Annotated in this window: 21 protein-coding genes; 9 read left to right on the forward strand and 12 right to left on the reverse strand. The window is 67.7% G+C overall.

Features of this window, described 5'->3' with window-relative positions; translation table 11 throughout:
• Positions 1-106: 106 nt before the first annotated feature.
• Complete coding sequence (gene ffh / locus ACILR4_RS00145; protein ID WP_395698776.1) at positions 107-1477, reverse strand: signal recognition particle protein; 1371 nt, start codon at positions 1475-1477, stop codon at positions 107-109.
• 62 nt (positions 1478-1539) lie between these two features.
• On the opposite strand from ffh, the gene ACILR4_RS00150 reads away from it, so the two are divergent.
• The 8 genes from ACILR4_RS00150 to ACILR4_RS00185 all read left to right on the forward strand — a co-directional run bounded on the left by ACILR4_RS00150 (position 1540) and on the right by ACILR4_RS00185 (position 11846).
• Positions 1540-2358: an inner membrane protein YpjD gene (locus tag ACILR4_RS00150; RefSeq protein ID WP_395698777.1), complete on the forward strand. Its 819-nt coding sequence runs from the start codon at positions 1540-1542 to the stop codon at positions 2356-2358.
• A 14-nt stretch (positions 2359-2372) separates the two neighbouring features.
• A complete protein-coding gene (locus ACILR4_RS00155) occupies positions 2373-2603 on the forward strand; it encodes a PP0621 family protein (protein WP_395698778.1) in 231 nt (76 codons plus the stop codon).
• Entirely contained in the window at positions 2600-4501 is a 1902-nt protein-coding gene (locus ACILR4_RS00160) for a sensor histidine kinase (protein ID WP_395698779.1), read from the forward strand. The genes ACILR4_RS00155 and ACILR4_RS00160 overlap by 4 nt, the downstream gene beginning before the upstream one ends.
• Before the next feature lie 21 nt (positions 4502-4522).
• Positions 4523-6097 carry a sigma-54-dependent transcriptional regulator gene (locus ACILR4_RS00165; protein ID WP_395698780.1) on the forward strand — a complete coding sequence of 525 codons (1575 nt, stop codon included), beginning with the start codon at positions 4523-4525 and terminating at the stop codon, positions 6095-6097.
• Positions 6084-6656 carry a 1,6-anhydro-N-acetylmuramyl-L-alanine amidase AmpD gene (gene ampD / locus ACILR4_RS00170; RefSeq protein ID WP_395698781.1) on the forward strand — a complete coding sequence of 191 codons (573 nt, stop codon included), beginning with the start codon at positions 6084-6086 and terminating at the stop codon, positions 6654-6656. Before ACILR4_RS00165 ends, ampD begins: the two co-directional genes overlap by 14 nt.
• A gap of 273 nt (positions 6657-6929) precedes the next feature.
• A complete protein-coding gene (locus ACILR4_RS00175; protein WP_395698939.1) occupies positions 6930-9830 on the forward strand; it encodes a ribonucleoside-diphosphate reductase subunit alpha in 2901 nt (966 codons plus the stop codon).
• A gap of 150 nt (positions 9831-9980) precedes the next feature.
• The gene (locus tag ACILR4_RS00180) at positions 9981-11195 is read left to right on the forward strand and encodes a ribonucleotide-diphosphate reductase subunit beta (RefSeq protein WP_395698782.1); all 1215 of its coding nucleotides are present in this window, start codon (positions 9981-9983) and stop codon (positions 11193-11195) included.
• A gap of 219 nt (positions 11196-11414) precedes the next feature.
• A complete protein-coding gene (locus ACILR4_RS00185) occupies positions 11415-11846 on the forward strand; it encodes a histone (protein WP_395698940.1) in 432 nt (143 codons plus the stop codon).
• A 49-nt stretch (positions 11847-11895) separates the two neighbouring features.
• On the opposite strand, the gene ACILR4_RS00190 is transcribed toward ACILR4_RS00185, so the two are convergent.
• The 3 genes from ACILR4_RS00190 to fba form a co-directional block, all read right to left on the reverse strand.
• Positions 11896-13005 carry a hypothetical protein gene (locus tag ACILR4_RS00190; protein WP_395698783.1) on the reverse strand — a complete coding sequence of 370 codons (1110 nt, stop codon included), beginning with the start codon at positions 13003-13005 and terminating at the stop codon, positions 11896-11898.
• A gap of 13 nt (positions 13006-13018) precedes the next feature.
• Positions 13019-13927: a phosphoribosylaminoimidazolesuccinocarboxamide synthase gene (locus ACILR4_RS00195; protein WP_395698941.1), complete on the reverse strand. Its 909-nt coding sequence runs from the start codon at positions 13925-13927 to the stop codon at positions 13019-13021.
• A 100-nt stretch (positions 13928-14027) separates the two neighbouring features.
• Entirely contained in the window at positions 14028-15092 is a 1065-nt protein-coding gene (gene fba, locus ACILR4_RS00200; RefSeq protein ID WP_395698784.1) for a class II fructose-bisphosphate aldolase, read from the reverse strand.
• Positions 15093-15332: 240 nt separating this feature from the next.
• Here fba and ACILR4_RS00205 point away from each other — a divergent pair, with 240 nt between their 5' ends.
• A complete protein-coding gene (locus tag ACILR4_RS00205; protein WP_395698785.1) occupies positions 15333-16373 on the forward strand; it encodes an STAS-like domain-containing protein in 1041 nt (346 codons plus the stop codon).
• Between the two features lie 18 nt (positions 16374-16391).
• Here the strand turns inward: ACILR4_RS00205 and pyk are convergent, their stop codons facing one another.
• From pyk to fmt, 8 genes are all read right to left on the reverse strand, one after another.
• Entirely contained in the window at positions 16392-17822 is a 1431-nt protein-coding gene (gene pyk, locus ACILR4_RS00210) for a pyruvate kinase (RefSeq protein WP_395698786.1), read from the reverse strand.
• Positions 17823-18007: 185 nt separating this feature from the next.
• The gene (locus ACILR4_RS00215; protein ID WP_395698787.1) at positions 18008-19204 is read right to left on the reverse strand and encodes a phosphoglycerate kinase; all 1197 of its coding nucleotides are present in this window, start codon (positions 19202-19204) and stop codon (positions 18008-18010) included.
• Between the two features lie 19 nt (positions 19205-19223).
• Positions 19224-19553: an AzlD domain-containing protein gene (locus ACILR4_RS00220; protein ID WP_395698788.1), complete on the reverse strand. Its 330-nt coding sequence runs from the start codon at positions 19551-19553 to the stop codon at positions 19224-19226.
• A complete protein-coding gene (locus tag ACILR4_RS00225; RefSeq protein WP_395698942.1) occupies positions 19550-20242 on the reverse strand; it encodes an AzlC family ABC transporter permease in 693 nt (230 codons plus the stop codon). Before ACILR4_RS00225 ends, ACILR4_RS00220 begins: the two co-directional genes overlap by 4 nt.
• Before the next feature lie 229 nt (positions 20243-20471).
• Complete coding sequence (locus tag ACILR4_RS00230; protein WP_395698789.1) at positions 20472-21233, reverse strand: head GIN domain-containing protein; 762 nt, start codon at positions 21231-21233, stop codon at positions 20472-20474.
• Between the two features lie 125 nt (positions 21234-21358).
• Positions 21359-21796, reverse strand: coding sequence for a hypothetical protein (locus ACILR4_RS00235; protein ID WP_395698790.1), 438 nt, complete (start codon positions 21794-21796; stop codon positions 21359-21361).
• Between the two features lie 80 nt (positions 21797-21876).
• Positions 21877-22725 (reverse strand): zinc metalloprotease HtpX, encoded by an 849-nt coding sequence (gene htpX, locus ACILR4_RS00240; RefSeq protein ID WP_395698791.1) that lies wholly within the window; start codon positions 22723-22725, stop codon positions 21877-21879.
• A 58-nt stretch (positions 22726-22783) separates the two neighbouring features.
• Positions 22784-23725, reverse strand: a complete 942-nt coding sequence (fmt, locus tag ACILR4_RS00245) for a methionyl-tRNA formyltransferase (RefSeq protein ID WP_395698792.1) — start codon at positions 23723-23725, stop codon at positions 22784-22786.
• Positions 23726-23732: the final 7 nt, after the last annotated feature.

The following is a 23732-nucleotide window of genomic DNA, read 5'->3' on the forward strand; positions in this document are numbered from 1 at the left end:
GATCGGCCGCCGACACCGTCAACTGAAGTGCGGACTGCTCACCGCCTGGTGAGGTGGCTGCGACAAATGTGTCGGAATGCGTCACCGCGGTGGGCGACGGCGGGGCTCAGCGCATCAGTCCCTTCATGCCGCCCATGCGCTTCATCATCTTCATCAGGCCGCCGCCCTTCATCTTCTTCATCATCCCCTGCATCTGCTCGAACTGGTTCAGCAGGCGGTTGACTTCCTGGATCTGCACGCCGGCCCCGGCGGCAATGCGGCGCTTGCGGCTGGCCTTGCTCTTGCCGTCCATCAGCAGGCTGGGCTGGCGCCGTTCCTTGGCCGTCATCGCGCGCAGGATGCCCTCCATCCGGCGCACATCGCGTTCGGCCTTGTCCATGTCGACGTTGCCGGCCTTGGCCGTGAGCTGGCTGGGCAGCTTGTCCATCAAGCCCGACAGGCCACCCACCTTCTTCATCTGCCCGATCTGGCCGAGGAAGTCGTCGAGGTCAAAGGCGTCGCCGGACTTGACCTTCTCGGCCAGCTTCTGCGCCTCGGCAATGTCGACGTTCTGCGTGACCTGCTCGACCAGCGCGACGATGTCGCCCATGCCCAGCACGCGACCGGCATGCCGGTCGGCATCGAAGACCTCGAGGCCGTCGATCTTCTCGGAGACGCCGGCGAACTTGATCGGTGCGCCGGTGATCTGCCGCACCGACAGCGCCGCGCCACCGCGCGAATCACCGTCGAGTTTGGTGAGGACGATGCCGGTGAGCGGCAGGGCCTCCTTGAAGGCCTTCGCGGTGTTCACCGCATCCTGGCCCTGCATGGCGTCGACGACGAACAGGGTCTCCACCGGTTGCAGCGTGGCATGCAGGTCGCGGATCTCGGCCATCAGCGCTTCGTCGATCGCCAGGCGCCCGGCGGTGTCGACCAGCAGCACGTCGAAGTAGTGGCGCCTGGCATGGTCCAGCGCGGCCAGTGCGATGTCGTGCGGCTTCTGATCGCCCGAGGACGGGAACCACTCGGCGCCGGCCTGCCGGGTGACGGTCTTCAACTGCTCGATCGCGGCCGGGCGGTAGACGTCGGCCGACACCGTCAGCACCTTCTTCTTGCGCCGCTCGATCAGGTGCTTGGCGAGCTTGGCCGTCGTGGTGGTCTTGCCCGCGCCCTGCAGGCCCGCCATCAGGATGATCGCGGGTGGCTGGGTCGCCAGGTTCAGGTCGGCGACGCCTTCCCCCATCGTCGCCGCGAGTTCCTTGTGCACGATGCCCACCAGGGCCTGGCCGGGGTTCAGCGAGCCGACGACTTCCTGGCCGAGTGCCTTCTCCTTGACCCGCGCGATGAAGTCGCGCACCACGGGCAGCGCGACGTCCGCCTCGAGCAGGGCCATGCGCACTTCGCGCAGCATGTCCTGCACATTGGATTCGGTGATGCGGGCCTGGCCGCGCATCGTCTTGACGAGGCGCGACAGGCGATCTGAAAGCGTGGAGGCCATCGGCATGGCAGCGGGTGCGGAGCTGCCATCAACCCCGGAGGCTGCGAAAGTACACTGTCCAGATGATTCTATCGTCGGGGTCCAGCAGCACTTTGGGCACCGCGCCGCTGGTGCTGGCGCTGGTGGCCGCGTTGGCCTATGCAATGGCCGCGTTGTCCGGCGACGCGCGCGCACGCTGGGCGACGCCGGCACTGCTGTTGGCGGGCTTGCTGCATGCCGTGCTGCTGGCGTTGGACATCGGCGGCTCCGGTCGCGTGGAGCCGGGGGCGCGCCTGGGCTTCGGGCCGGTGCTGTCGCTGGCGGTGTGGTTGATGATCGCGGTGCATGCCATCGAGAGCCGCTTCGTGCCGCTGCCCGCGGTCAGGCGCGTGCTGGCGGTGGCCGGCGCGGTGGTGGTGCTGCTGGCATGGGCTTTCCCGGGCGAGGTGCGTCCGCTCGAATCGCCATGGGCGCCGCTGCACTGGATGCTCGGCGTCGCGTCCTACGGCCTGTTCGGTGCGGCCGTGCTGCATGCCGCGATGCTCGACGCGGCCGAGCGCCAGATGCGCCTGCGTGCGCTGCCGGCCCCAGCGCCGCTGGGCATGCCCTTGCTGCGGCTGGAGCGGCTGACCTTCCGCTTCGTCGAGGCCGGCTTCGTGGTGCTCACGCTGGCGCTCGTGCTGGGCCTGGTCACCACGACCCATTGGCGCTGGGACCACAAGACCGTGTTCTCGCTGCTGGGGTGGGCGGTGTTTGCCGCGCTGCTGGCCGGCCGGATGTTGCGCGGCTGGCGCGGCAAGCGGGCGACGCGCTGGCTCTACGCCGGCACGGTGCTGCTGCTGCTGGGCTATGCAGGCTCGCGCTTCGTGTTCGAAGTGGTGCTCGGCCGCAGCGCCGGCTGAACGGGATGGCGTGAATGGCGAAGTTTCTGCTGGTGCTGTTCGTCGTGGTCTTCGGCCTGTGGCTGGTGCTCAAGCGCGCGAGCGGCGCCGGGCCCAAGCCGCCGACGGCACCGCGTGCCGCGCCGCCGCAGGCCATGGTCGAGTGCGCCCACTGCGGCCTGCACCTGCCGGCCGCCGATGCGGTGCTCGAAGGCCGCCACGTCTATTGCTGCGACGCGCATCGGTTGCTCGGCCCGAAAGCATGAGCGCTGGCCCGCCGCTGGAACGGCGCCAGGCCGATCGCAGACGCGGCGACCGGCGTGCCGGCGATCGGCGACGTGGGCGGCGCGAGCCCGCCGAGGACTCCTGGTTTGGTGCCCTTGCCGATGCCGGGCAGACCACCTTGCTGCCCGAGCGCGCCGCCCAGGGCGGGTCCGCCGACGCGGATGCGGAGGGCGGTTCGGAGAGTCGCTTCCTCGCCCGCGAGGCGCGCCGCATCGTGTCGGGCGAAGGCACGGCGCTGCAGCGCGTGTTCCGTGCCTACGTGCTGGCGCGCGCCGTGCTCGGTACCGCGCTGGTGCTCACGCCCTGGGTCATGCGCCTGATGGGCGCGCCGCTGTCGGTGCTGACGCTGCTGGCCTGCCTGGGCTATGCCAGCCAGGCCATTTCGCTGTGGCTGCTGGGCGAGCGCCGCGACAGGCCGAGCGCGCCGAGCCGTCGTCTGGTGCGGCGCCAGTGGGTGATGACGATCGGTGTCGATCTGCTCGTGTTCTCGCTGCTGCACCTGGCCGACCCGCGTGCGCAGTTGAACTACGCGGCGCTGCTGGCACTGCCGGTGCTGATGGCTGGCGTGATGACCAAGCGGCTGGCCGCGCTGGCCACGGCGGCGTTCGTCGCGCTGGTGCTGCTGGTGGGGGTGTGGCGCTCGGCGCAGGCCGGCAGCTTCACGGTGGCCTTGCTCTCGCAGGCGGGGCTGGCCGGCATGGGCGCGTTCGTGATCACGCTGCTGTCGGGTGAACTGGCGCAGCGGCTGGCGCGCGAGGAGCGGGCCGCGCGTGGCAGCCTCGAACTGGCGCGGCAGCAGGCGCGGCTGAACCGGCTGGTGCTCGACGAGATGGCCGATGGCGTGCTGGTGGTGGACCGCCGTTGCCGCGTGCGCGCGGCCAATCCGTCCGCGCGCCAGATGCTGGGCCGCGGCCCCGACGATGGCCCGACCTCCTTCGACCTGCACGACGAGCCCGCCTGGGAGGGCCTGCTGGCCGCGGTGGAACAGGCCTATGGCCTGGGCCACTGGCCCGAGGGGCAGCGCGAACTCAAGCTGCCGCAGCCGGCCGGTGCCGCGCGCACGGTGCAGGTCCGCGCGCGCTTCACACGCCGCGGTGGCATCGATGCCGAGAGCACGCCGCCCGAGGAGATCTGCGTGCTCTTCCTCGAAGACGTGCGCAGCGTGCAGGCTCGGGTGCGGCAGGAGAAGCTGGCGGCGATGGGCCGCGTCTCGGCCGGCATTGCGCACGAGATCCGCAACCCGCTGGCGGCCATTGCCCAGGCGAATGCGCTGCTGCTGGAGGACCAGCTGCCGCCGACGCAGCAGAAGCTCGCGCGCATCGTCGAGGACAACGTCGAGCGCCTGAAGCGCATCGTCGACGACGTGATGGCGGTGGCGCCCGGCGGTCCGCTGCAGCAGCAGGTGATCGATGCCAGTGCCGAGGTGGCGCGCATCTGCGCCGAGTGGCTCCGGACCTCGGGGCTCGCGGCTGACGTGGCGGCGCAGCGGCTGGACCTGCAGCGACCGGACGCTGTGCTGCCGGTGCTGTTCGACACCGAGCACCTCCGGCGCGTGCTGGTGAACCTGCTCGACAACGCGCGTCGCCATGGCAGCGAGACGGCCGGTGCGGTGCAGGTGCGACTGGTGCCCGCGTCCCAGGGCAGCGGCGCGGTGCTGACGGTGGCCAGCGATGGCGACGCGATCGCGCCCGACGTCGAGCGCCATCTGTTCGAACCTTTCTTCTCGACGCGCAGCCGCGGCACCGGGCTGGGCCTGTACATTTGTCGCGAACTGTGCGAGAGGCATCGCGCCAGCATCGAATACCGACCGGGGGCCCCGGGCGAGCGCCATCGCAACGTGTTCCGGGTGATGATGCGCGGCGCGCCGGCCGCGGCCTGACCTGCCAGCCACAGAACGACCATGAGCCAGACCGCCACCGCCAGCCTGCTGGTCGTTGATGACGAACCGGATCTGCGCACGCTGTACGAGCTGACCCTGCTGCGCGAGGGCTACGACGTCGAGACCGCGGGCTCGGTCGAGGAGGCCTGGCAGCGCCTGCAGGAACGCGGCTACAGCGCCGTGATCACCGACATGCGCCTGCCCGATGGCAGCGGCCTCGACCTGCTGCGGCGCATCGAGGCCGCCAGCCGCAGCGAGAAGACCATCGTGATCACCGCCTATGGCTCGGCCGAGAACGCGGTCGAAGCCTTGAAGGCCGGCGCCTTCGACTACCTGACCAAGCCGGTGGACCTGCGGCAGTTCCGCGGCGTCGTGGCCTCGGCCCTGGGACGGGCGCCCGGCGCACCGACGGTGCGCCCCGCGAGCCTGCCGTCGACGGCCGCTGCCTCCGGCACAGCACCGATCGCCGCACCGGCGGCGCCCGCTGCAGGCGCGCGCGTGGCGCCACCCGCCCCGTCGGCTGCCACGGCAGCGCCCGAGGCGCCGCGTGCCGTGTCGGGCCACCCGGCGCTGCAGCGCCTGGCCGGCGACTCCGCGGCCATGCAGCAGGTGCGGGCGATGATCGAACGCGTGGCGCGCGGCATGGCGCCGGTGATGGTGCAGGGCGAGTCCGGCACCGGCAAGGAGCTGGTCGCGCGCGCGATCCACGGCGTCAGCGGACGGCCGGCGCAGGCCTTCATTGCGGTGAACTGCGGCGCGATTCCCGAGCAGCTGCTCGAAGCCGAGTTCTTCGGCTATCGCAAGGGCGCCTTCACCGGTGCGACGGAGGATCGCGAGGGCTTCTTCCAGGCCGCCAGCGGCGGCACGCTGTTCCTCGACGAGATCGGCGACCTGCCGCTGACGATGCAGAGCAAGCTGCTGCGCGCGATCCAGGAGCGCTCGGTACGGCCGATCGGCGCCGTGAGCGAGATGCCGGTCAATGTGCGCATCGTCAGCGCCACGCACAAGGACCTGGCCACCGAGGTGCACGAAGGCCGCTTCCGCCAGGACCTGTACTACCGTCTCAACGTGATCCAGTTGCGGATGCCGCCCTTGCGCGAGCGCGTGGACGATCTCGGCGCCATCTGCGAGGCGGTGCTCGAGCGCATCGCGCGGGATGCCGGCGTCAGCGCGCCGCCCAGCCTGTCTGCCGAAGCGGCGAAGCGGCTCGCGGCCTATGCCTTCCCGGGCAACGTGCGCGAGCTGGAAAACCTGCTGCATCGCGCGGTGACGATGGCCAGCGGCGACGTGATCGAGGCCGACGACCTGGGGCTGCCCGACGAAGGCGGCGCGGACAGCGAGTGGGGGGCGCCGGAGGCCCCGGTCGATGCATCGCCTCCCGCGCCGACAGTGGCACCGGCGCAGAGCGCGCCGCCGCTGCCGACCGACCTGGTGGCCTACCTGGACCAGGTCGAGCGCGACATCCTCGTGCGCGTGCTCGAACGTCATCGCTTCAACCGTACGGCCGCAGGCGCGAGTCTCGGCCTGTCCCTGCGACAGATGCGCTACCGAATGGCGCGGCTGGGCATCAGCGGGCCCGAGCATGGGGTCGACTGAAGCGGCCTGGCATCAAGGCTGGTGGTCGGCTGCGCGACGCTGCGAATCGCCCAACCACGGGCCGCGACCCGAGGGCGTGGTCGTTGATCTGATCGTGCTGCATTCGATCAGCCTGCCCCCCGGCGAATTCGGTGGCGAGGCGATCGAGCAGCTGTTCACGAACCGGCTCGATCCGCTCGCCCACCCGTATTACGCCGGCTTGCGCGGGCTGCAGGTCTCTGCGCACTTCGTGATCCGTCGCGATGGCGCCCTGGTGCAGTACGTCAGCACCGAGCGGCGCGCCTGGCATGCCGGCGTGTCGCAGTGGCGAGGGCGCGACAACTGCAACGACTTCTCCATTGGCATCGAGCTCGAAGGCCTGGAGGGCGGGCGGTTCGAGGCCGCGCAGTACCGCGCGCTCGCGCGGCTGATGCGAGCGCTGAAGCGCCGGCACCCGATCTCGCAGGTGGCAGGCCACGAGCATGTGGCACCGGGGCGCAAGCGCGATCCCGGCGCGGGCTTCGAGTGGCCACTGCTGAGGCGCCTGCTGCGCTGGCCGCGCGCGATGTTCGCAGGCTAGCGGCACCCAATTCGAGACCCCGGACGGCGCCTGCCGTCAAGAGGGGGTAAGCACGCTACGGATAGTGCTTGAAGCAGCGCGGACCACTATCTATAGTGCCCTCCGTGCTATGCTGCACGCCCGGACGCCAAACCCATGAGCTTGCTGCGCCGACCATCGGTTTCTGCCGCCCCTTGCGGGCAGCCAGGGTTCCAAGTCCTCCCAAAACACCATCACGCAGTCCCGCGGGGCTGACATCGTCGTCGTCGTTGCCCGCGCGCGGGCGCCTGTGCCATCCAGAGAAGAGGGGAATCCATGCACGCATCCACCACCAGCAGCACCAGCGCCTCGGTCGCGCCGCCGCCCTTCGTGGCCGGCCCCAGTGTGGCCGGTTCACCGGCCACGGCCTATGCGGGCTATCAGATCATTCGGCGCAATGGCTCGGTGGTGGCTTTTGAGCCGAACAAGATCGCCGTCGCGCTGATGAAGGCCTTCCTCGCGGTGCATGGCACGCAGGGCGCAGCTTCGGCCAGCGTGCGCGAGACGGTGGATGCGCTGACCGAATCGGTCGTGCGCGCGCTGCTGCGTTCGCGTCCGGGCGGCGGCACCTTCCACATCGAAGACGTTCAGGACCAGGTCGAGCTCGGCCTGATGCGCGGCAGCCACCATGAAGTGGCGCGCGCCTACGTGCTGTACCGCGAGCGCCGCACGCAGGAGCGCGCGCGCCAGCAGCAGCAAGCCAAGCCGCAGGAGCCCGTGCTGCATGTGACCGACCGCGGTCAGCGCGTGCCGCTGGACTTCGACCGGCTGCAGGCGCTGATCGAGTCCACCTGCGCCGGCCTGGGCGACGATGTCAGCGCCGCGCCGATCCTGGCGGAGACGCGCCGCAACCTCTACGACGGCGTGCCGATCGATGAAGTGCACAAGGCGGCCATCATGTCCGCCCGCACCCTGATCGAGAAGAATCCGGCCTACACGCGCGCCACCGCGCGGCTGCTGCTGCACACCATCCGCAAGGAAATCCTCGGCGAGGAAGTGACGCAGGCCGAGATGGCCCAGCGCTATGCCGAATACTTCCCGCAGTTCATCAAGAAGGGCGTGCAGGCCGAGCTGCTGGACACCAAGCTGCAGCAGTTCGACCTGGCCCGGCTGGGCGCCGCGCTGAAGGCCGAGCGCGACCTGCAGTTCGACTACCTCGGCCTGCAGACGTTGTACGACCGCTACTTCCTGCACATCGACGAAGTGCGCATCGAGATGCCGCAGGCCTTCTTCATGCGCGTGGCGATGGGTCTGGCGCTCAACGAGATCGACCGGGAAGCGCGCGCGATCGAGTTCTACGACGTGCTGTCGAGCTTCGACTTCATGTCCTCGACGCCGACCCTTTTCAATTCCGGTTCGCTGCGGTCGCAATTGTCGAGCTGCTACCTGACGACGGTGGCCGACGACCTGGACGGCATCTACGAGGCGCTGAAGGAGAACGCGCTGCTCAGCAAGTTTGCCGGCGGCCTGGGCAACGACTGGACGCGCGTGCGGGCGCTGGGCTCGTACATCAAGGGCACCAATGGCAAGAGCCAGGGCGTGGTGCCGTTCCTGAAAGTGGTCAACGACACGGCTGTCGCGGTCAACCAGGGCGGCAAGCGCAAGGGTGCGGTGTGCGCCTACCTCGAGTCCTGGCACCTGGACATCGAAGAGTTCCTCGAGCTGCGCAAGAACACCGGTGACGATCGCCGCCGCACGCACGACATGAACACCGCGAACTGGATTCCGGATCTGTTCATGCGTCGTGTCGTCGAAGGTGGCCACTGGACGCTGTTCTCGCCTTCCACCTGCCCCGACCTGCACGACAAGTTCGGCGCCGATTTCGAGCGGGCCTACACCGCCTACGAGGACAAGGTCGACCGCGGCGAGATCAAGCTCTACAAGCGCATGCCGGCCCGGGACCTGTGGCGCAAGATGCTCTCGATGCTGTTCGAGACCGGCCACCCCTGGATCACCTTCAAGGACGCCTGCAACGTGCGCTCGCCGCAGCAGCACATCGGCGTCGTGCACTCGTCGAACCTGTGCACCGAGATCACGCTGAACACCAGCGACACCGAGATCGCGGTGTGCAACCTGGGTTCGGTGAACCTGGCCCAGCATCTGGTGAATGGCCAGATCGATCACGCCAAGCTGAAGAAGACGGTGAGCACCGCCATGCGCATGCTCGACAACGTCATCGACATCAACTACTACGCGGTGAAGAAGGCGCGCGACTCCAATCTGCGCCATCGTCCGGTGGGCCTGGGCATCATGGGCTTCCAGGATGCGCTGTACCAGCTGCGCATTCCGTACGCCTCGCAGGCTGCGGTGGAGTTCGCCGACCGCTCGATGGAGGCGGTGTGCTACCACGCCTACTGGGCCTCGACCGAACTCGCCGAAGAGCGCGGCCGCTACTCCAGCTACCGCGGCTCGCTGTGGGACAAGGGCATCCTGCCGCCCGACACGCTGGACCTGCTGGCGCAGGCGCGCGGCGGCTATGTCGAGGTCGATCGCTCGTCGACGATGGACTGGGAGGCGCTGCGCCAGCGCGTCGCGCTGCACGGCATGCGCAACTCCAACTGCGTGGCGATCGCGCCGACGGCGACCATCTCCAACATCATCGGGGTCGATGCCTCGATCGAGCCCTGCTTCGGCAACCTTTCGGTCAAGAGCAACCTCTCGGGCGAGTTCACCGTCGTCAACGAGTACCTGGTGCGCGACCTGAAGAAGCTCGGCCTGTGGGACGACGTGATGGTGATGGACCTCAAACACTTCGACGGCTCGTTGCGTCGCATCGACCGCGTGCCCGAGGAACTGAAGCAGCTCTACGCCACCGCGTTCGAGGTCGATGCGCAATGGCTGGTGGAAGCCGGCGCTCGCCGCCAGAAGTGGATCGACCAGGCGCAGTCACTCAACATCTACATGGCCGGTGCCTCGGGCAAGAAGCTCGACGAGATCTACAAGCTCGCGTGGCTGCGCGGTCTGAAGACCACCTACTACCTGCGCACGATGAGCGCGACGCACGCCGAGAAGTCCACCGTCACCGCGGGCGCACTCAATGCCGTGAGCAGCGGCGCCGGCACAGCGCCGATCGCGGCGGCCGCGGGCGACGAGGCACCCGCGAGCGACATCAAGTTCTGTTCGATCGACAACCCGGACTGCGAGGCGTGTCAGTGAACTGACGCGCTGTGCGATCGATCGTGATGCGCGAGGGCTGCGCATCACGATGCGATGCACATCGGCAACAACGGGGTCGCGCAAAAGTCAAGAAGTGCTTGGTGTTTGAACACAACACTCCGATAATTCAACGTCATAGGAAGCACACACATGCTGGTCTGGGAAGACGACGTTCGACTCCCATCGACGACATCCACGAAGAGCCCTGCGCCGCAAGCCCCGAGTGAAGCGCGCTTGGCACCCCAACCGTCGCTGCAAAGTGCAGCGACCATGACGCCCTCTTCGATTGCTAGCGTGCCAATGCAGCAGCAGTCGTCCGCGATGCCTGCAGCGCCGGTCAGGCCCACGCGCCGTGTCAATGTCGCCGAGAAGCGCATCATCAACGGCCAGACAGACGTCAACCAGCTGGTGCCGTTCAAGTACAAGTGGGCCTGGGAAAAGTACCTCGCCACCTGCGCGAACCATTGGATGCCGCAGGAGGTCAACATGTCGCGTGACATCGCGACCTGGAAGGACCCCAACGGCCTGAGCGAAGACGAACGCCGCATCATCAAGCGCAACCTCGGCTTCTTCGTCACCGCCGATTCGCTGGCGGCCAACAACATCACGCTGGGCACCTACCGCCACATCACTGCGCCGGAGTGCCGCCAGTTTCTGCTGCGCCAGGCCTTCGAAGAAGCGATCCACACACACGCCTATCAGTACATCGTCGAGTCGCTGGGCCTGGACGAAGGCGAGATCTTCAACGCCTACCACGAGGTCTCATCCATCCGCGAGAAGGACGAATTCCTGATCCCGTTCATCGACGCGATCATGGATCCCAACTTCAAGACGGGCACGCTCGAGGCCGACCAGACGCTGCTGCGCTCGATCATCGTGTTTGCGTGCCTGATGGAAGGGCTGTTCTTCTACGTCGGCTTCACGCAGATCCTGGCGCTGGGCCGGCAGAACAAGATGACTGGCGCGGCCGAGCAGTACCAGTACATCCTGCGCGACGAGTCGATGCACTGCAACTTCGGCATCGACCTGATCAACCAGATCAAGCTCGAGAACCCGCAGCTGTGGACGCCGCAGTTCAAGGCCGAGATCAAGGCCCTGTTCCTCAAGGCCGTCGAGCTGGAATACCGCTACGCCGAGGACACCATGCCGCGCGGCGTGCTGGGCCTCAATGCGTCCATGTTCAAGGGTTACCTGCGCTACATCGCCAACCGTCGTGCCACGCAGATCGGCCTGGAAGCGCTCTTCCCGAACGAGGAGAACCCGTTCCCCTGGATGAGCGAAATGATTGACTTGAAGAAGGAAAGGAATTTCTTCGAGACCCGTGTCATCGAGTACCAATCCGGTGGCGCGCTGAGTTGGGATTGATCGTCCGGCTCCCGCAGGGTGCCAGGCGTTCGATTCCATCGAGAGATCAAGATCCGCGCTCGTGACACCGCCGCCAACCAGAAGCGGCGGGCACAGGCGCTTCCCCGTTCATCGGGGCGTGGGGTGAAGCCGACTCGAGTCGGCCACCGAACGTCTCGATGAATTGCCCGGCCAAAGCACGGTCCGGGCGTGTTTTGCAACTTGATCAAGGAGATCGTTATGGCAACTGCGAAGAAGGCCCCGGCCAAGAAGGCTGCGGCGAAGAAGCCTGCTACCAAGAAGGCAGCGCCGGCAAAGAAGGCCGCCGCAAAGAAGGCTGCACCGGCGAAGAAGGCTGCTCCGGCGAAGAAGGCCGCACCGGCGAAGAAGGCTGCGCCGGCGAAGAAGGCCGCTGCGAAGAAGGCCGCACCGGCGAAGAAGGCTGCGCCGGCGAAGAAGGCCGCTGCGAAGAAGGCTGCACCGGCGAAGAAGGCCGCTGCGAAGAAGGCTGCACCGGCGAAGAAGGCCGCTGCGAAGAAGGCTCCCGCGAAGAAGGCCGCAGCGAAGAAGGCTCCGGCCGCTCCCGCTGCCCCTGCGCCTGCTGCACCGGCTGCCAAGACCGCTCTGAGCCCTGCGGCTGCCTGGCCTTTCCCCACGGGGAACAAGCCCTAAGTTCCGCGCTCGCTTCTAGCGAATGCAAACCCGGCCTTGGCCGGGTTTTTCACTTTGGCCGCCCGAGATGGAGCTTGCTCGTGAACTGATCCAACTGCATCTCTAGCTCGCGCTGGACGTGACGGTGCGCAGCTAGCAACTCCAATGAGCGATCTCGAGAGAACGGAATCAAGCTCATTTTTAGGATTGCTTCCATGGCGCTTACCCGTGCGAGGACGAACGCCAAGTCGTCAGCGTCAAGGTCGCTACCGATGGATTGAACCGCAGCCAACGCAAGCTCGCGCCCTTCCTGCTCAAGACCTAGGCTTAAGGAGCACCAAGCGCGATCAATCGAGACCAGAGGTCGCAATCGAGAGGGGAGAAGCGTTTCGTCTATGGATGCAAAGACTACGATCGCTTCGTAGAAGCGCTTTTCCACAGTGAGTAGCTGTCCTCGAATTGTTGGGACTAGAAGCTCATACGAATCGGACCGGACCGTCAGGTCGTACGTTAGCGCCGAACTTGCCTCGAGTGACGCACGGGCTGTCACGGCCTCTGAGATCTCTTCGCCAAACGCGTCTGAAAGCCGGAGGTTGGAAACCCGAAAGGCCGCGATGTTGTGAAACATCGCGCTGAGCATCGAACGATCCCCTTCCGTAGTGGCGTGTCTCCTGGTGCATTCGTACCACGGCTGCGCCTTCTCGAAGGAGCCCGAAAAATGATAGGCAGTGGCAAGTACCAGCGATGCCCGACCGAGTGTGTGGTGATCTTCGGCATCGGCAGTGCACAGAGCCTCCCCCAGGAAGCGAATCATCGATTCGAATCTGTTCTCGTTGATTTCGATGTGAGCCATCCACGCCGCGCAGGTCGGCCTGGCCAAGCTCAGATCGAAGGCCACGGCCATGCCGTAGGCCGTTCGGAACCTGTCGTAGGCCTCAGACGGTCGCTCCTGAAAGAAGTGAAGGGCTCCTTCGGCCAGCAGCAGCCAGCAGGCCACCTCCGTGTCGAGTTGGTGGCCGAATCGGGCCTTGACTTCGTCGATGTCCTTGGTCGCGGCCTTCGCCCGCCCCATGCGTGCAAAGTACGCGGCCCGGCGGCACATGTCGCGCCCCCATGCCACTGGATCTGCTGGATTGCGAATTCGCTGGTCGAGATCGGTAAGCAGCTTTGGGGGGTGCATCGGCCGCGCTGAGCTATGCCGTCAACATTGACAGTGCCGATTGATAGCGCTCGGATGTTGCGGTGGCAATCCCCAAGGGCAGTTCGGGGGCCGGCGCCTGCTTGTTCCATGGCTGGCCGTTCACCGTCACCGACTCCAGCCAGTCGCGCAGGAACTGCTTGTCGAAGCTGGGGGGATTGATGCCTTCCTGGTAGGTGTCCAGCGGCCAGAAGCGCGACGAGTCGGGCGTCAGGACTTCATCCATCAGGACCAGGCGGTCCTGTTCGTCGAGGCCGAACTCGAATTTCGTATCGGCAATGATGATGCCGCGCGTCAGTGCGTAGGCGGCGGCCTCGCTGTACAGGCGAATGGCAGTGCGCCGGACTTCGTCGGCGCGCTGCGCGCCGATGAGCTGGCACAGGCGCTCGAAGCTGATGTTCTCGTCATGCTCGCCCATCTCGGCCTTGGTGGCCGGCGTGAAGATGGGCTCCGGCAGGCGGCTGGCGTTCTTCAGCCCGGGCGGCAGGGGCACACCGCAGACCTGGCCGTTCTCCTGGTACTCCTTCCAACCCGATCCGGCCAGGTAGCCGCGCACGACGGCCTCCACCGGCAGCGGCCGCAGGCGCTTGACCAGCATCGACCGACCCCTGACCTGATCCACCTCGTCCGGCGCGACCACGCTCTCGGGCGCTTCGCCGGTCAGGTGGTTCGGCACGATGTGGCCGAGCTTGTCGAACCAGAACAGCGCCATGCGCGTCAGCAGTTCGCCCTTGCCGGGGATCGGCTGGCCCATCACCACGTCGAAGGCCGAGATGCGGTCGGACGCGATCATCAGGATGCGGTCTGTGCCGACAGCGTAGTTGTCGCGTACCTTGCCGCGCGCCATCAACGGCAGCGAATGCAGGCGGGATTCGAGAACGGTGGGCTTCGAGGGGGTGGTCATGGTGGGCCTGCGGATCAAGGAAAACGGCGCATGTATTGTGCCGCCGGGCATGAAAAAGCCCGCCGGCGGCGGGCTGGGGAGATGGGGCGCGAGCGCCGCGTCAGTTGACGATCTGCGCCAGGTCGCCGCTGGCATAGCGCTGCGCGACGCTGACCAGCGGCAGCGCCTTGATCTTGCTGCCCTGGCCGCTGCAGCCGAACTGCTGGTAGCGCTGCTTGCAGATGAGCTTGGCCGCCTCGCGTGCGGGCTTGAGGTATTCGCGCGGATCGAACTTGCTCGGGTTTTCGGCGAAGAACTTGCGGATCGCGGCCGTCATCGCCAGGCGGATGTCGGTGTCGATGTTGATCTTGCGCACGCCGTACTTGATGGCCTCCTGGATCTCCTCGACCGGCACGCCGTAGGTCTCCTTCATGTCGCCGCCGTACTTGCGGATCTCGGCCAGCAGGTCCTGCGGAACGCTGGAGCTGCCGTGCATCACCAGGTGGGTGTTGGGGATGCGGCGGTTTATCTCCTTGATGCGGTCGATCGCCAGGATGTCGCCGGTGGGCTTGCGGGTGAACTTGTAGGCGCCGTGGCTGGTGCCGATGGCGATGGCCAGGGCATCGAGCTGCGTCTTCTTGACGAAGTCCGCCGCCTGCTCGGGGTCGGTCAGCAGCTGTTCGCGCGTCATCGTCGCGTCGGTGCCGTGGCCGTCTTCCTTGTCGCCCTTCATCGTCTCCAAAGAGCCCAGGCAGCCGAGTTCGCCTTCGACCGTGACGCCCAGCTTGTGTGCCATGTCCACCACCGTGCGGGTAACGTCGACGTTGTACTCGTAGCTGGCGATGGTCTTGCCATCGGCCTGCAGCGAGCCGTCCATCATCACCGAGCTGAAGCCGAGGTCGATGGCGCCCTTGCAGACGTCGGGGCTCTGGCCGTGGTCCTGGTGCATCACCAGCGGCACGTTCGGGAAGCTCTCGATCGCGGCCTGGATCAGGTGCTTGATGAAGGCCTCGCCAGCGTACTTGCGGGCACCGGCGCTGGCTTGCAGGATGACCGGCGCGTCGATCTCGGCGGCGGCCGACATCACGGCCTGCACCTGCTCCAGGTTGTTGACGTTGAAGGCCGGAATGCCGTAGCTGTTTTCAGCGGCGTGGTCCAACAGCTGGCGCATCGAGACGAGTGGCATGGCAGATCCTGCGTGAGTGGGAAGGCAAGTGCTGGGCAGACGATAGCGGATGAGCGTGTGCGGCGGCATTGTCCGCGGGCATGAAACCGCCCGGTAACCGGGCCGAAATTGTACGGTGGCCCTTCGGGCTGGAATTGGCCCTGGATTGCCCTGCTTTTCACGCTGAAGTTACGTTTCGAGCGGCCGACACTGGCAGCCAGTTTGGGGACGGCCCTTCCGGCCGCCGAAAGGACAGCGCACATGGCCCGCATCACGCTCAGCGACATCACGCCCTGGATCACCGAGGCGGTGCTCTCGCATCCGCAGGACCTGCCGCAGTACATCGCCGAGCGCCTGCAGATCAGCCGCACCAGTGCCCGCAATCAGCTCAACAAGCTGGTCGAGGCGCAATGGCTGTTGCGCGATGGCGTGTCGCGCAAGGCGGTCTATCGCCCGGGCTCGCTGCGCCAGGTGGTGCGGCGCTACACGCTGGCCGGCCTGCAGGAAGACTTGCCCTGGGCCCAGGATTTTGCCGGTCGCTTCGAGCTGAAGGCCAACGTCGGCCGTATGGCCCAGCATGTGTTCACCGAGCTGCTGAACAATGCCATCGACCACAGCGGCGGCACCAGCGTGACGGTGTCGATGCGCCAGACGCCGACCCAGCTGCAGATCCTGGTGTCCGACGATGGCCGCGGCGTCTTCGACGCGGTGGCCGAGCGCTTCAACATCACCGACCCGACGGTGGCGATGCTTGAACTGTCCAAGGGCAAGCTCACCAGCCAACCCGATTCACACACCGGCCGCGGCCTGTTCTTCAGCGCGAAGCTGGCCGACATCTTCGACCTGCATGCCAACGACGCGGCCTACCAGCAGCGCGAGTGGCAGCGCGACCAATGGTGGCAGCGCAGCCGCCCGGCCTGCCGCCGCGGCACCTCGATCTATGTGGCGATCTGCGTCGACACCGAGCGCACGCTCGACGACGTGCTGCGCCGCTACAGCCTGGATGGCGCCGGCTACGGCTTCGACCGCACCGTGGTGCCGCTGAAGCTGATCACGCAGGAGCAGAACGGCCTGGAGTCGCGTGCGCAGGCGCGGCGCGTGGTGTCGCGGCTGGCGCAGTTCCGCCGCGTCGAGCTCGATTTCGACGGTCTGGCCGACGTGGGCCACGGCTTCACCGACGAGCTGTTCCGCGTCTTCGGCCGCCAGCATCCTGAACTGGAACTGGTGCCGGTGAACATGGCGCCACGCGTTGCCGCGATGGTCGGCAGCGTGCGTGAAACGGTGCAGCCGATCGCGGCCTGAAGCAGGCGGGCAGGGTGCTCAGTTCACCCTGCAGACCTTCAGCATGTTGGTGCCGCCGGGGTAGCCCATCGGTTCGCCGCAGGTGATGGCATAGGTGTCGCCCGGGCGCAGCACGCCGCGCTGAACCAGCACGCGCTCGGCATCGGCCAGCGCATGGTCGCGGTCGGTGTGCGCGGGCATCAGCACCGGCGCCACATTGCGGTACAGCGCCATGCGGCGCTCGGAGGTGGCCTTGGAGGTGAGGCCGAAGATCGGCACGTGGATGTTGTGCCGGCTCATCCACAGCGCGGTGGAGCCGCTTTCCGTGAGCGCGATGATCGCCTTGCAGCCCAGGTGGTAGGCGGTGAACAGCGCACCCATCGCGATGCTCTGGTCGATGCGGCCGAACTGCTTGTTGGTGAAGTCGGCATCGAGCTTGACGTCTTCGGCGCGTTCGGCTTCCAGCGCGATCAGCGCCATCGCCTCGACCGTCTCCACCGGGTACTTGCCGGTGGCGGTTTCGGCCGAGGTCATCACCGCATCGGTGCCGTCGAGCACGGCATTGGCCACATCGCTCACCTCGGCGCGCGTGGGCACCGGGTTGACGATCATGCTCTCCATCATCTGCGTCGCGGTGATGGTGATCTTGTCCATCTCGCGCGCCATGCGGATCATCTTCTTCTGCAGCGCCGGCACCGCGGCATTGCCCACTTCCACCGCCAGGTCCCCGCGCGCGACCATGATGCCGTCGCTGGCGCGCAGGATCTCCTCGAGCACGGGAATCGCTTCGCAGCGCTCGATCTTCGCAATCAGCGCCGGCTTGTGGCGATAGGGTTCGCCGGCCACGTTGGCGAGCTGGCGCGCCATTTCCATGTCGGTCGCGCTCTTCGGAAAGCTCACCGCCAGGAAGTCGGCCTGGAAGGCCATCGCGGTGCGGATGTCTTCCATGTCCTTGCCGGTCAGCGCCGGCGCGGTGAGGCCGCCACCCTGCTTGTTGATGCCCTTGTTGTTCGACAGTTCACCGCCCAGCCGCACGATGGTGACGACCTGGTCGCCATGCACCGACTCCACCTCCAGGAGCAGCACGCCGTCGTTCAGCAGCAGCTTGTCGCCGGGCTTCACGTCGCGCGGCAGTTCCTTGTAGTCGAGGCCGACGACCTCGTCGTTGCCCGGCTCGGTGCGCGCGGCATCGAGCACGAAGCGCGCGCCCGGCACCAGCAGCGTCTTGCCGTTCTCGAACTTGCCCACGCGGATCTTCGGGCCCTGCAGGTCGGCCATCAGCGCCACCGGCTTGCCGACACGCTCCGCACATTCGCGCACCATGCGGGCCCGCGCGATGTGGTCCTCGGCCTTGCCGTGGCTGAAGTTCAGCCGCACCACGTCGACCCCGGCGCGCAGCAGGCGCTCCAGCACCTCGGGTTCACTGGAAGCGGGACCGAGAGTGGCAACGATCTTGGTGGCGCGTGTCATGGGCGGTCCGGGCGTTGGGGTGATGGGAGTGCGAGGCTGCGGATTATCAGGGTCGCTCCTGCGGGCGGCGTTACCTCCCGGTTTCAGCCGTGGGGCAGGCGCCACGCGGTGCAGCGACACCGGATCCGGGCTGACGAGATTACGCCGCTTCCGCGGCGCGGGCCACTCGGCGTGACCCCGGACGATCAGGCCTGCGCGGCGCGGCGCGCGAGGATCTCGAAGGCCGGCAGCGTCTTGCCCTCCAGCACCTCCAGGAAGGCGCCGCCGCCGGTGGAGATGTAGCCCACGTCGCGCTCGATGCCGTACTTCGCAATCGCGGCCAGCGTGTCGCCGCCGCCGGCGATGCTGAAGGCGTCGCTCGCGGCGATCGCGCGGGCCAGCGTCTCGGTGCCATGCGAGAAGGCGTCGAACTCGAACACGCCGACTGGGCCGTTCCAGACGATGGTGCCGGCGGCCTTGAGCTTGCTGGCCAGCACCTGCGCCGTCTGCGGGCCGATGTCAAGGATCAGGTCGTCGGCGGCCACGTCGGCCACGGCCTTCACGGTGGCCGGCGCATCGGCCGCGAAGGCCTTGGCGGTCACCACGTCGGTGGGAACCGGCACCTCGGCGCCGCGCGCCTTCATCGCGGCCATCACGGCCTTGGCCTGGTCGACCAGCTCGGCTTCGGCCAGGCTCTTGCCGATGGGCAGCCCGGCGGCCAGCAGGAAGGTGTTGGCGATGCCGCCGCCGACGATCAGGCCATCGACCTTGTCGGCCAGGCTTTGCAGGATGGTCAGCTTGGTGCTGACCTTGCTGCCCGCGACGATGGCCACCAGCGGGCGCTTCGGATTCGCCAGCGCCTTCGAGATGGCATCGATCTCGGCGGCCAGCAGCGGGCCGGCACAGGCGACCGGCGCGAACTGCGCGATGCCGTAGGTGCTGGCCTCGGCGCGGTGCGCGGTGCCGAAGGCGTCGTGCACGAAGATGTCGCACAGCGCGGCCATCTTCTTCGCGAGTTCTTCGTTGTTCTTCTTTTCACCCTTGTTCAGGCGGCAGTTCTCCAGCAGCATCACCTGGCCGGGCTGCACGTCGACACCGTCGACCCAGTTCGACTTCAGCGGCACTTCGCGACCCAGCAGTTCGCCCAGGCGCTGCGCCACCGGCGCCAGCGAATCCTCGGGCTTGAACTCGCCTTCGGTCGGGCGGCCCAGGTGGCTGGTGACCATCACCGCGGCGCCGGCCTTCAGCGCCATCTGGATGCAGGGCACCGAAGCCCGGATGCGGGTGTCTTCGGTGATGCGGCCGGCATCGTCCTGCGGCACGTTGAGGTCGGCGCGGATGAACACGCGCTTGCCGGTCACTTGGCCCTGGGCCACCAGGTCTTCGAGGCGGAGGATCTTCATGACCCGCGAGTTTCGCAGATCACCAACCCAGGCCCAGCCGGAACACCAGCATCACGGCGGTGCCCGCCAGGATCGTGCCGAGCATGTCGCGCCGCCACAGGAACCAGGCGGTCGCCGCCGCGGCGCCGAACAGCCGCGCGTCCTGCCAGGTGTGGATCAGCTGGCCCTGGCTCATCACGATCTCGGGCGTCACCACCGCGGCCAGCGCGCCCACCGGGGCGTAGCGCAGGCCTTCGCGCAGCCACGAAGGGATCGGCAGATCGCGGTTCGGCAGGATGAAGAAGCCGCGCGTCACGACGGTGATCACTGCCAAGCCGAGGATCGTGAGGACCGCTTCCCAGGTGCTCACGAGGTCACCCGCGATCCGTTGCGCGTGCCGGCCAGGCGCTCGCGCAGCGGCCGGCTGTGGTCGATCACCATGCCCATTGCCACCGCGGCGGCGATGGCCACCAGCATGTTCAGCTTCAAGGGCAGCGCATAGGCCGCCACGGCAGCGGCGCCGGCCAGCACGGCGGGCAGCCAGGTGGCGCGGTCGCTCAGCATCGAGTAGGTCATGCCCAGCAGTGCGACGGTGCCGGCAAAGGCCAGGCCCCACTCGGGTGGAATGCGGTGGCCGAGGAGAATGCCGGTTATCGACATCAGGTGCCAGGAGCCGGCATTCACCACCACGCCGCCCCAGAAGTAGGGCTGCTGGTCGGGCGATGGCCTGGGTTCGGGGAAGCGCCGCATGAACAGCACGTAGTTGAGGTCGGCCGTGAAGTAGGCCAGCAGCGCACGGCGTCCGCGCGGCAGGTGCGCGAAGTAGGGCCGCCATTGGGCACTGAAGATCACGAAGCGCAGGTTCACGCACAACGCGGTGGCCCACACCACCCAGATCGGCGCGCCGCCGGCGATCAGCGGCAGCGCGGCCAGCTGCGCCGAGCCGGCGAAGACCATCAGCGACATCATCAGCGCCAGGCCGAGCCCGATGCCGCTCTTGACCATCGCGACGCCGGTGACCAGGCCCCAGGCGCCGATGCCCAGTGCAATGCCCACCATGTCGCGGGCGCCGCGTTGGAATTCAGGGTGTTGCCAGAGGGGGGCGACCGGGTGGGCCGCGTCGACCAGCGCCGGTGCGGCGGTGATCGAGGTGGGCTGCCGCGTACCGGCAGCCGATTGCTCGTCAGACATGCGCCGAATTGTCGTATGGCGCCATGCCTCCGTGGCCTGCGGGCTTGCAGGCCGACTGTGCAGGGCCGCCGCCGGCTGTCGGCGCGGCCAGCCGGGATCAGCGACGGCGCGCCACCGTGCCGCTGCCGACGATGCTGCTCCTGACCTGCGGATCGCCGCTGTAGGACACGTCGCCAGAACCCGCAATCGACACCGACAGCGTCTTGGCCGCATGCACCGCGGCGTCGCCCGAGCCAGCGATGCTGACGCTCACCTCGTCTGCCTTCAGCGCTTCGGTCTGCACGTCGCCGCTGCCAGAGACACTGATCTTGAGCTTGCCGACCTGGCCACTGGCCTTGAAGTCGCCGGAGCCGGCGATCTTCACGCTCAGCTCGTCACCGGTCAGCGTGTTCAGGCCGACGTCGCCGGCGCCGGCGATCGAGACGGAGAGCTGAGGCGCCTTCAGCGTGTCCACCGCAATGTCGCTGGACCCGCTGCTCGCGATCGACTCCAGCTTGACGACGGTGATGTCGACCATCGGCGTGCCCTTGATGCGCAGGCTGCTGCCCTTCTTCCAGCGCACCATCAGTGTCCGGTTGCCGCCCTCGATCACGGTTTCCAGGTAGGGCAGCAGGTTGGCCTCGGCCCGCACCTGCACCGCCTCCTTGTCGCCCTGGCGCACCTTCAGGTTGATCCCGCCGGACACGGCGATGCCCGAGAACTCGCCCACCTGGCGCGTCTCGCTGCTCACCGGACCGGCGGCCACGACCCAGTCGGCGGCCCGGGCGGATCCGGGCAGCACCGTCAGCAAGCCGAACAGCAACGCGGCCGCAAAGCTCAGGCCGAGCACGGTATCGAGCACACGAAAGAGGCGTTCCATCTGGTTCTCCCGCTGAAGTGGGCGCGATGATGCCGCGCGCCCTGCGACCATGGCAGTGCGCGGCGACCAAGCGCCGGTGGGGGGGGACAGGCTGCGATGCGTGGCGACGAAACGTCGGCGCGCGCTCAGGGTGGCGGGCGACGGTGTCTGGGTGCGCCGGGCTCGGCCGGTTTGTCGGCGGACTTGTCGGCGGCGGGCGGATCGTCGCCCTTGTCATGCCGCGCCTTGCCCTCGGGGGCCGGGGTCTCGCTGGCCTCGGGGCTCTTCGCGGCCATCTGGCGCTCGCCCTCGAGCTGGGGCACCACCGGCTCCATCTTGTTCTCTCGCATGTACTCGTTCATTTCGCGCCAGCCCGCATAGATGGCTGCGCGATCGGCCTTGCGATTGAGTACATAGCAGTCCTCGATCGCCCGGCCGGCATGGCGGCAGGCGCCGCCGACGGCCTTGCCGTCGGCTTCGCGCCGCGCCGCGATGGTGCTGGCCGACTCGATGCCCAGCTGGTCGCATCCGGCGGCCAGCAGGCTCAGGGGCAACATCAGCACGGCGACGAGACGAGAACGCATGACGGTCTTATCGGCCGCTGCGCTGCCATGCTTGAGCGAGATTTGCGCCGGCTTTGCCCGCTTGTCCTGGCCGCCGAGGCTCAGCGCGCCACCGCCATCTGCAGCAGGCGCTCGACACGCTCCTCGGTCGCCGGGTGGGTCGAGAACAGGCCGCGCAGGCCACCGCCCGAGAGCGGGTTCATGATCATCATCTGCGCTGTCTCGGGATGACGCTCGGCCGCTTCCATCGGGATGCCCTGCGCATAGCGGTGGATCTTCTGCAACGCACTGGCCAGTGCCTGCGGGTCGCCGGAGATCTCGGCACCGCCGCGGTCGGCCTCGAATTCACGCGCGCGGCTGATCGCCATCTGGATCAGGCTGGCGGCCAGCGGTGCCAGCAGCGCCACCAGCACACCGACGATCGGGTTGGTCGGACGCCCCTCCTCATCGCGGCCGCTGAACAGCATGCCGAAATTGGCCAGCATGCCGATGGCGCCGGCCATCGTGGCGCTGATCGTCGAGATCAGGATGTCGCGGTGCTGCACATGCGCCAGCTCATGGGCCATCACCCCGCGCAACTCGCGCGGGCTCAGCGCGCGGATGATTCCGGTGGTGGCCGCCACCGCCGCGTTCTGCGGATTGCGACCTGTTGCGAACGCGTTGGGCGCGTCTTCCTCGATCAGGTAGACGCGCGGCATCGGCAGGCCGGCACGCTGGGACAGCTCGCGCACCATCGCGACGAACTGCGGTGCCGTGCTGTCGTCGACCTCTTGCGCGTTGTACATCTTCAGCACGATCTTGTCGCTGAACCAGTAGCTGAAGAAGTTCATGCCGAGGGCCACCAACAGCGCCAGCATCATGCCGGCCTGGCCGCCCAGCATGCGGCCGATCAGCATGAACAGCGCCGTGATGGCAGCCATCAGGATGGCGGTCTTCATCATGTTGAACATGGCGGATGCGTCCTTTCCAACTCAGTCCCGGCGTCAGATGCCGCCGGGCTGACGAAGTTCAAGCCAGCTGCTGTCCGACGGCGATCGGCCGGGCCTGCAACAGCGCGCCGGCTACCAGACGCCGACCGCCGGCGCGCTGCAGCTGCAGCAGGCGCAGCGCCTGCTCGCCACAGGCCACGACCAGGCCATCCGCATCGGCCTGCAGCACCCGGCCTGGCGAGCCGCCGCGACCGGGTTCGACACGTGCGTGCCAGAGCTTGATCGGCTCGCCTTCGCACAGGAAGCTGGCGCCGGGGAAGGGATCGAATGCGCGGACACGGCGCTCGATCACCACGGCCGGCAGTGCCCAGTTGATCGCCGCCTCGGCCTTTTCGATCTTGTGGGCGTAGGTGATGCCTTCGGTCGGCTGCGGCACTGCCGGCAGCGCCGGCGCGGCCAGCGCCTGCACGATCAGTTCGCCGCCCAGGGCGGCCAGGCGGTCGTGCAGGCTGGCGGTGGTGTCGTCGGGCAGGATCGGCTCGGTCTGACACAGCAGCATGTCGCCGGTGTCCAGGCCGCTGTCCATCTGCATGATGGTGATGCCGGTGTCCGCGTCACCGGCTTCGATGGCGCGATGGATGGGGGCGGCGCCGCGCCAGCGCGGCAGCAGCGACGCGTGAATGTTCAGGCAGCCACGCCGGGGCAGTGCCAGGGTCCACGCCGGCAGGATCAGCCCATAGGCGGCGACCACCATGCATTCCGGCTGGGCGGCTTCGAGCGCCTGCTGGGCTGTCCGCGCATCGTCGGGGTACTTGCCGTCCAGGCGCAGGCTGCGCGGCTGGGCCAGCGGCAGGCCATGCTGCAGAGCCAGCTGCTTGACCGGCGAGGCCTGCAGTTTCATGCCGCGGCCGGCAGGGCGGTCGGGCTGCGTCAGCACCAGCGCGACGTCGTGGCAGGCCCCGATGAGTCGTGCCAGCGCGACCGCGGCGAACTCGGGGGTTCCGGCAAAGGCGATGCGCATCAGGGCG

This window comes from Aquabacterium sp. (assembly GCF_044226965.1).
Taxonomy (GTDB): Bacteria; Pseudomonadota; Gammaproteobacteria; order Burkholderiales; family Burkholderiaceae_C; genus Pseudaquabacterium.